The 9,154-nt window shown below is 56.8% G+C and carries 8 protein-coding genes; all 8 read right to left on the bottom strand.

Annotation, left to right across the window (positions count from 1 at the left end; all coding sequences use genetic code 11):
• On the bottom strand, window positions 1–214 hold a 214-nt coding region (locus AC2FM5_RS18450), incomplete at its 3' end, for a methyltransferase domain-containing protein (RefSeq protein ID WP_496737331.1).
• Between the two features lie 252 nt (window positions 215–466).
• Entirely contained in the window at window positions 467–1,405 is a 939-nt protein-coding gene (locus AC2FM5_RS18445) for a UbiA family prenyltransferase (protein WP_170341743.1), read from the bottom strand.
• Window positions 1,406–1,480: 75 nt separating this feature from the next.
• Complete coding sequence (locus tag AC2FM5_RS18440) at window positions 1,481–2,911, bottom strand: hypothetical protein (protein WP_496737329.1); 1,431 nt, start codon at window positions 2,909–2,911, stop codon at window positions 1,481–1,483.
• 142 nt (window positions 2,912–3,053) lie between these two features.
• Window positions 3,054–4,895 (bottom strand): GumC family protein, encoded by a 1,842-nt coding sequence (locus tag AC2FM5_RS18435; protein WP_496737327.1) that lies wholly within the window; start codon window positions 4,893–4,895, stop codon window positions 3,054–3,056.
• A 309-nt stretch (window positions 4,896–5,204) separates the two neighbouring features.
• Window positions 5,205–5,645, bottom strand: a complete 441-nt coding sequence (locus AC2FM5_RS18430; RefSeq protein ID WP_170341738.1) for a GtrA family protein — start codon at window positions 5,643–5,645, stop codon at window positions 5,205–5,207.
• Between the two features lie 106 nt (window positions 5,646–5,751).
• Entirely contained in the window at window positions 5,752–7,167 is a 1,416-nt protein-coding gene (locus tag AC2FM5_RS18425; protein ID WP_496737324.1) for an ArnT family glycosyltransferase, read from the bottom strand.
• Window positions 7,168–7,438: 271 nt separating this feature from the next.
• Window positions 7,439–8,782 (bottom strand): hypothetical protein, encoded by a 1,344-nt coding sequence (locus tag AC2FM5_RS18420; RefSeq protein ID WP_496737323.1) that lies wholly within the window; start codon window positions 8,780–8,782, stop codon window positions 7,439–7,441.
• Window positions 8,783–8,911: 129 nt separating this feature from the next.
• Window positions 8,912–9,154, bottom strand: a 243-nt coding sequence (locus tag AC2FM5_RS18415) for an asparagine synthase-related protein (protein WP_496737321.1), incomplete at its 5' end; no start/stop codon positions are given.

Raw genomic sequence — 9,154 nt, 5'->3', positions numbered from 1 at the left:
GCGACGGCTCAACCCCGACCGCGTCGTAACCACAGGCGATGGCCTCCTCGACCAGAATACCGGTTCCGGCCCCCACATCCAGCAGCCGGTTCGCGCCGGCAGTGGGTCTTGGCAACCTGTTCAGCAGCACCCGCTTCTGCCGCGCCCTTTGGGGGCGCGTCATCTCATAGGCCGGGTCTTCGAGGTCTTCGTAGAATTTAAGGACATCGACCATATCCGTGCATTGGCAAAAACCGCAGCGGACGCATTGGTCGATCGCGGCGGTTGTACCGTAGTCGGCATTCGAGATTTCAAAGTTCCGCGACGTCGGATCCCCGCGCAGGGTGCTTTCCTTTATCCTCCTGAGGCCGCCGGTGCCGCACAACCAGCATCGCCGGATCGGTGCGGAAACAACATCATCTGAAGGCTGGTTCACCATGCGCGCATCACCTCCAGTCTGGCAGCAAGCCGGTCCGTTGCCCGGCACCTATGACCCGACTGGCCGGATTTCAAGCAACTGTTCAAAGAACGGAAGTTTGATCTCGAGCAGAACGAACATGACCACCACCAGAAGAATAACCTGAAAAACAAGGCCGCGTTGTTTGTACAGATTTTCGGGGGCCTGTGCGATCGAGTCCCGCGCCAGCCCGACGGCAAGATAGCGCCCGAACAACATCGCAACGAAGGGCAGAGACAGAAGAAGCTCGATTTTGTACTTGGTCAGGAAAACGCCCAGGAAAGCGGTGGACAAGATTGCGTAGACCAGCGCCGAAACCAGTAGCTTCGACTCGTCGTAGTCTTTGAAAGATGCGCGGTACCGCGCGGCAAGCGCCGGGTCGTCAATGGTACGATATTCGGCAAAGCGCTTGATCGCCATCAGATACGCGCCCCCGAACCAGTACGAGATCAACACGCTGGATGGTGCCACGATCGGCGGAACCATAATGAACCAGCCCGCAAAGAACCGGATGGGGTTGTTGATGGCCTCGCTCAGAACGTCCAAATAGGCGCGGTCCTTGGACCGGATTGGTTTGACGTTGTAGATGATCCCCATGATCAGCAGGGACAGCGCCGTCAGGAAGAACGGCGTATTGATCAGCAGCGCGAGTCCCAGACCGATGATCGCCAGACCCAGCCATTGCAACCAGACGATCCGGCCGTCGATTTCGGTCACGACCGAGGCACGCTCTTTCTTCTTCGGGTGGTGTCGGTCGAACTCACGGTCCAGCCACTCGTTGATGGTATAGTTGGCCGATGCGATCAGACAGATCGAAAAGATCCCGACGGCGAGGTCGATTACCGACCGACCGGTGAACTCGGCACCCATGATGACCGCAAGAACGGCACCCGGCAGAATGAAGATGTTCTTGAACCAATGGTCGATGCGCGCAATGGACAGATAGTCTTTGAATCCGGCTTTTACCATTGCAACCACTTTCACCGACACAACAACATTTGCCGGACCCGAAAAGGCGGGAAACAGAACAATACGGGCGGCATGTCAGATTTCCAGACTGCGCCTTGCGTGCTTCTTCCGGCGATCATAAAGCTTCAAAACCACAAGAAAACTAGCACATATGACCACCGCGACGATAGGCCAAAGTGCTGCAAGATACCTTACCGACGCAATGGATAGTGTTGCAGACAGAAACAATAACGCATGCAGGCTCAGCACCCCCAACCCAGCCAGGGTCAGCATCTGACGTCCGGGCCAGTTTCGGCGCAGCCAAAGGATTGAGGCCGCCAGGATCAAGATCGAAGCCAGCCAACCTATCGCAAGCGCGGAATGGATAAGACGTGCATGCGGCGGATCAAATACATCGCGGGTGATGTAGCCGAGCGCATTGTCCATCGGGAACGGCCCATTCTGCGCGATGTAGGCGGTGATGTCGTTCGCGGTCACGGCATGGTAGAAGGGCTGCCAGAGGGCGGCATAGTGTTGTAGCGGCAACCGCAGAAACCCCGTTGGATTCGCCAGAATTCGTCTTGAAGCGATTTCGGCCATGAGTTCAGTCTTTGGAATGCCAATTCGGTCGGCAATGGACTGCAATCGGTCCTTCTCGTACAGAAATATCAAGCTGGCTTCGTAGCTGTGCATCAGAAAGAAGGAGACCGGTCCAAATGGCGCCCGGGAAATCGCCTCGCGTGCGTCTGCCGGACCCTCTTCTTCAAGAATAATCCAGACTTCGGTTCGTGGGTCATCGGGGGCATAGGGGCTTGTACCTGCAGCGAACATAGCGCTTTTTGCGAATAAGACGTTCCCCAGCACGCTTTCGCGAGGTTCATCGTGGCGAAGATCGTAAGCGGCGCGGTCTGCAAGCAGCACGAAGGTGACGCCCAGAACTGCCAGAGCCAGCCCAGCCCACGGGCGCCTGCCATTGATATAGCTCGCGCAAAGAACCACCACGATAAGGATGGGCAAAAGAGCAAAACCAACTGGACGGATCGCGATCATGGCGCCGACTGTCATGCCCAGGGCTGCAAAGTGCCAGGGCTTGGGGCCGTGGATCGCTTGCACCAGACAGGCAAGATAGACGCATGTCGCGCTCTGGAACAGAGACTCGGACAGGATGCTGTAGTTGAAGTAGATCGTCATTGGGTTGATGATCAGAATTCCAAGCAGGACCAGACCGGCACCGGAGTGGCCAGTGGCCCGGGCCAGCGTGACCGACAACAGACATGCAGCAGCCGAGAATACCCAGATCTGGCCCACAACAGCGGCGCGCAGCGGGTCCGCGAACCCGTCGAAAAGGTCCAGAAAAAAAGGATATGCAAAGCCGCGATAGGCGGCGGCTTGAACGTAGTCCGCCGAGTCACTGGAGAAGTTCACGTCAACCAAGGGAAAAGCCGTCTGAATCACCGCCTGGACCAGTGCCAGCGCGATGATTATGAGCCCCCCGTTTTCATCTGCCCTTGAAGAAGCTTTCCCCAAAACCCACTCCAAGCAAAGTCAGGTATTCCGACCGCGCCGCACGTCGGTCAGTACCCGCGCGCAGCATCCGGTGCCTGCATGGTAGCACAGACTCGGCCACCAGACATCCCCGGTGGCCGGAACGGCGCGGTCGCCGGATTTTCTAGTAGTCGTCGTAAGTACCGTAATACCCTTCGTAGGTGGTCCAGCGGTATTTCTTGGGGTCGACGTCATTCAGAATCGTACCCAGCACATTGAAGCCGGATGACTGAAGCCGTTTTGCCGCGGCTTGCAACGCATGCTGTGGCGTTTTTCCCCAGCGCGCGACCAGCAGAACGGCGTCGGCGAGGATATCGTTGCGGTACACTTCATCCATCACCAGTGCCGGGGGTGTGTCCACGATAATGATATCGTATTGATCCAGCAGCGTTTCTTTGAGTTGCTTGAGCTTGTTTGACGCGGCATCAGACAGCTCGTGCGTAGGCGAGGCTGCGGTGATCAGATCCAGTGACCCTTTGGTTTCGGTGGTCAGAGCATGTTGCAGGGTTACACTGTCAGAATAGATTTCCGAAAGTTGCACCTCATCCATGTCCGGAATGAACGTCTTCGTCGCGCCGCGACGGTGCGTGTCCAGATCAATCAGCAGAGCGTTCAGTCCGTCAACCGCCGCCGAGGTCGCCAGAACGCTGCTGACGAAGGATTTGCCCTCGTTCGGCAGGCCAGAGGTGATCAGGATCACCTTGGAATGCCGGAACTTGATACAATTGGTCAAGATGCCCCGGGCGGCTTCGGCCAGGGGCGATTTCTGGCTCTGCAACAGGTTTTCGATCGCCTTGTTCTCACCGGCGAACATTTTGCTGCGTCGCTGACGGGCGATATATCCCAGGTTGCTGAGGCCGGTCATTCGGAAGATCTGGTTTTCGCTGCGCACCGTTCTGTCCAGGCCCTCGCGCACCAGCGCGATGATGAAGCCAACGATCATTGCGAACAGGCCGGCCAGCACCGTGATCAATGACCTGCTGGGGGCATAGGGGTCAACCGGGATGCGTGCTTTGGAAACCTGAATCGTGCCGTCCTCAAGCTGGCCGATGCGGGTTTCCAGCAAGGTCAGGTTGTCGATCGTGGTTTGATAGCGGGTTCGCAGTAGTTCGACCTCGCGTTCCCGGCGCAGCAACGACAGCTCCAGACGGGTGCGGGCCTCCAGCTCCTGCTCGGATGTGACCAGCTGTTCCTGGAGGGCCAGAATTTCGTCTTCCGGCAGGTTGCGTTCGATGCCGATGCGCAGCTGGGCCTTGCGCCGCTCCACCTCGGCCCGCAGCCGGGTCACGACCTGTTCGTCATCCAGATTGTCCTCACGGATGAACTCGGCCAAATTCGATTCCGCCTGGGTCAATTCTTCGCCGAGGATACCGACCCGGCGTTTGAGATTGTCGATCGATGTCATCAAGCGATTGACCCGTGCGTCGCGCTCGTTCGCGATATAGACGGCAATGACGGTATTGGGCAGGGCTGCAGCCAGCACCGGCGATGTGGATCGGCCTTCGATGCTGATGGCGAGGCTTTCTCCCGCGCGGGAGACGGAATAAGAGGCCAGAACCTTGTCGGTGACCGCAGCGCGGTGAATCTCTTCATCCGCCTCGCTGTCCGCGCCGGGCGCACGGCGCACAAAGCTGGGGTCGTCGAACAGACCCAGGCGGTCTGCCACCTGCTCGGCAAAGTCGCGAGACCGCAGTCGGGCCAACTCGGTTTCCACGCTCGACCGGTTCAGTTCATAGGTTTCCAGCTGTCCGGTCGACTCGCTGAATCGTGTTTCTGTGAGAGCCAAAACCATCTGTGCGTCCGACCGATACTGGTCGGGGATGGTCGACATGTAGAAGGCTGTTGCCGAGACCGCACCGACGACCAACAGAAAGATGACCAGAAGGTTCCGGCGCAGTAGCAACCAGATATTGATGAAATCGTTGGTTTCATGCTGGTTGGCAATTACGTCGTCACCGGATTGCACGAGTGTTCTCCATTTTTTTCGGACCGTGAATACGGCTTAAAATCGGCGTCAGAATCGAACTGTTATTTATCATATTGTCTTACCTGTACTTTGATCGGCTCGATAGATTTATCTAGCCATATCAGGCCAAAAGGCCGTCCCTGTGCGTTTGGCGGGCAAAAAAAGCGATGCAAATCCGAGAGCAGAGAGTTTTTGGCCATTCTGGCGTCGGGCGAAGAGCTGCCTTTTCGAGGTCTTAAAATCGTGAACAAATCGCTTGGTTGTCGGCGTTGTTTCCGAATACGACACAGTGGGTTTGGTCCGGCATACCTACCTTCGGGCGTCCTGCGCCCGGGCTTCCGGTGGTTCAGCAGCAGGCTCGCGAAAGGTGATTTTCCAGTTCAGGGTAAAATTCAGAAGGAATATGCACCCGGTCACGAACGCCTGAATGATCAAGTAGTGGAAAGGCAACAACGCAAAGAGAAGAGAGAACAGCGCCACGTTTATCGCCGACGTCGTCGCCGTGACCAAAATGAACCTCTGCAGGGCACTGCGATGTGGAACGCTGGACCGAAACACCCATAGTCTTTGGATGCAGTAATTGAATGTGGCCCCCATCAGGAACCCGATTGCCGAAGCGATCGTTTCGTAGATGCCCAAGACCTCGACCGAGAACGCCATCGCCGAGAAATGGATGACGACGGCCGTGCACCCGGTCACGAAATAGCGACCGACCAGAACCGAGACGTGTTTGAGGTCTTCAAACTTCATCAATCAATCCTTCAGGGCGTGAATGCAGAGCCACCCGATTGAATATCATCGATCCTATCATTGTTCGGCCCCGAGTGTTGGAACAAGCTTCATGACATACGATCCTTCATTCGGTCGGTTTGAAACTGGCGGGAGATCCATAGATCCGCCCGTCGGCCTCCTCATAGAGTAGGGTCAGATCAGCTTCGCGGATCAGCCGTTCCTCATCGACCAGATAGAACCGCCAGTCGATCTCGTTCAGGATGGCGACAACCGCGTTTTGGTCAGCCACGCGTTTGCGGACCTCCTGAATTTCTTTTTCTGGCGACGTACCAGGGTCCGGCCTGCCGGTTCTGCGCTCGAACAACTCAGGGGACTTGAGCGCATCCACACCCTTGACCAGCCGAATGACATCATAGCCATTTGAGTAAACCACGACACCGTCCCGCAGATTGTCCAGATGCGCCAAAGTCGGAGAGTTCTTCCAGACCGGTGAGGCATAGAAATTCCCCTCCGTCATGTGGGTGCGGGTCATCGCTGCCGTACGTACGGCATAGGTTCCGGTCAACGCCAGCGCAAGTATGAGAGCTGCGGGACGCAGCCGGTTCATCATATCCGTTCCGGGCTGACCGCCAACGAGAGCAAACCCCAGAACCAGAGTCGAAATGAACACTGGCAACAGGTACCTGGCATGGATGGTCAGATTGGCCTCGATAAACAGGGCCAGAACAAGGAAAGGAACGTAGACCAGCAAAAAGAATGAGATCGTACGCGCAACTGGCAGACCGGGAAGGTCATCAGGGTTGGTCTGAACCTTCAAAGCTGTGCCGATCAGAGCAATGACGAATCCCAAAACCACAACCAAAGCGGTCAACGTGATAATCGGCGGCAGAGAGCTTGGCAGCACGTAGGCTGATAGCGTGGTCAGTGCCGCGCGGAAGGTCTCGGTGTCGGGATCCCCAAGGAACGCTGCTTGACGCCCGATGCCGGTCCCACCGGAGGTTTGATTGTACAAGTACCACCCGATGATGATTGCGGATGCGATCAGGCCAAACACAATCGCCGAAACCAGTCGACGGCGCAGATCACCGTGCCCATAAACAAGGATTGTCAGCGAGCAGGCCGCGATCAGTGGGACCAATGCGAACCGGGTCAGCACGCACAGGGCGGCCAGACAGCTTGCCAACACAAAGGCGGACACGTTGTCGCCGCGCAAGTAACGGGACATGAAGAAATAGGTGCCCAGCAAGCAGTTTGTCGTGAGCGGTTCCGACAGGATCGTGACATGCGCGTACATGAACTGGGGACTCAGGACCATGATAAGTGCTGCCAGAAAGATCATCCGTGGCCGAACCTTGCAGTCGTTCAGGATCAAGAACATCAAAGCGATGTTCAGGATCAGGCTGAGGATATTCAGTACGGTGGCCGCAAGCACGGGCTGGACACCCATTCCGGCCAGCAGATCAATCAGCGCGGTATAGGTTGGCGCCTGTTGAAACCGATCGGGGGACAGCCCCAGATAGGCCATAGAATCCGGACGCATTCCGATTCCGTGCCATGTGCCGGCGGCAAATAGCCCGGTTGCAAAAGCAACGAGGAAAAAGAAAAAGACCTTCAGTTCGGTGGACTGCCGCATGAATTCAACCCAAAAAACACTTTTACAACCAACAGCGTGAAACATTGCCGAATGGCGCAATTAGCAGTTTGCGAATTCGGCGTATCCATAATTTTTCACCGGCGGAGACGATGACCCAGAACGCTAGGTAGGGTCACTTTTGTTGTCAAGTTTCCGCACAGCCGCCGCTCGGACCGGCCTAGTTTCGACCTCCGTGCGGACAGCATTGCGCCGGATCGAATGAAGCCGGATCCGCAAGAGGCGGTACATTTACATACAGGCTGAGCGCCACAATTCCACTCAACAGCAAGACAAGACCCGGCTTTTCCCTCAGCAGAACGACCGAACCCAAGATAATGGCCGTGGTCCAGTGAGAGCTGTAAAGCAACACTTCGAGTGGGTTGAAAAACAGGTAGAACACAAAGAACGTGCCCACCAACGTCCACACGGCCAGCACAAGCGGGGCGCGGCCAGGTGTTCTGGTGCCGGAAACAATTGCCCATCCGACCAGGATTGTCGCCAGAATTGTCAGGGCCAAGCGGCTTGGATCGCGGAGAATCTCCCATAGCCGATCCAGCAAAAAGCGGCACTGAACGGTTTCGGCCGGCGCGACCCAGGAAAACAGGAAGAAGCCGGCGGCATAGTCTTTGATGATTTCCGGGTTGGTGAAGTTCGCAGCGTCCGCGTACCGGCCAACCATCTCGGTCGGTTCCATGAAAGGATCACCGTCCAGAACGATGCCAAGAAAAACGACCGGAGCCATCATGAAGATTACGGCAATCACCGACGGAACCACCAGTCCGAAAGTTAGTTTCCGCCCGACACCTCCGTTGAGAGACGCCCATGCAAATCCAGCATAAACCAGTGAGAATGCAGCCGCCGGCAAATGGGACCATCCGGCCAGCACACCGCAAGCCAGGCCAGCGATCACGCTGGTAAGGGCCGGGTACTTGGCGCAGTGTCTGGCCATCTCGGCCATGATCAACAATGACATGGCGATCGCCCAGAGTGAGACGCTGTAGGTCTCGACAACGCTGAGCGTGGTGACGGTTCCGAAGGTCAGGAGAACAGCAAGCGTCGCCAGAATGGTAACGGAGAGCGACAGGTGTTGGTGCAGTAGGAATAGTGCAATCGTGACAGACGAAATGGCGGCCCAGAATGCGAGACTGATCGAAATCGCGATAGGCTGCCGGATGCCCAGCCAGGTCAACGGCTCGGCGATGGCGGCGTTCAGCATCACGACCAGCGGGTGGCGCGCAAGGTGGAAAGCCAGGTAGTGCCCCTGAAACAAGCCATGCGAGTAACGGCCAGGGTCCGAGGCAAGGATGCAGTCGTCGTTGTAGAACGGTTTGCCCGGCGGTGCGGGCATGTCCAGAAACTGCCTCGCGAATTCCAGCCGGAAATAGAAAAAAGCAAAGACCACGCCAAACAGAAGCAGTAGCGCGAGGCCCGCCTGCCGTCTCATTGCAGGGGGGTGTGGAGACCGAAATTCGGACCGGATATCGCGCCAAAGGCCCGAGCAGGATGCAATCAGTTCAGTCATGAACAGACTTAGGCACGTCGGTGCAGCGCGTGACAAACAATAGGGGCGTGCACCTCTGTTTCGCATGACAATCGGCTGAATTGCGTCCTTTTGTGCGAATTTGGTGAACAGAAGTCCGCGCTTCGAGGATCAGACCAGCCATTTTTTCTGCCAGAAATGATACATCAGAACCGTCCACAGATGGGGCCCCCAATTGCGACGCCCGCTGAGATGCTCGCGCCATCGTCGCGCCAAGGTGGCTGTGTCGAATACGTCCTCGACCCCTTGTCCTGTTGAAAAAACCTCGTTTGCCACAGGCTTCAGCGGGCCACGCAGCCAGTCGTTGACGGGAATTCCGAACCCTTGTTTTGGGCGATCATACAAGGCCTTTGG

It is taken from the genome of Ruegeria sp. BHSA162, assembly GCF_059613385.1.
This window is presented reverse-complemented; position numbering and strand designations above follow the sequence as displayed.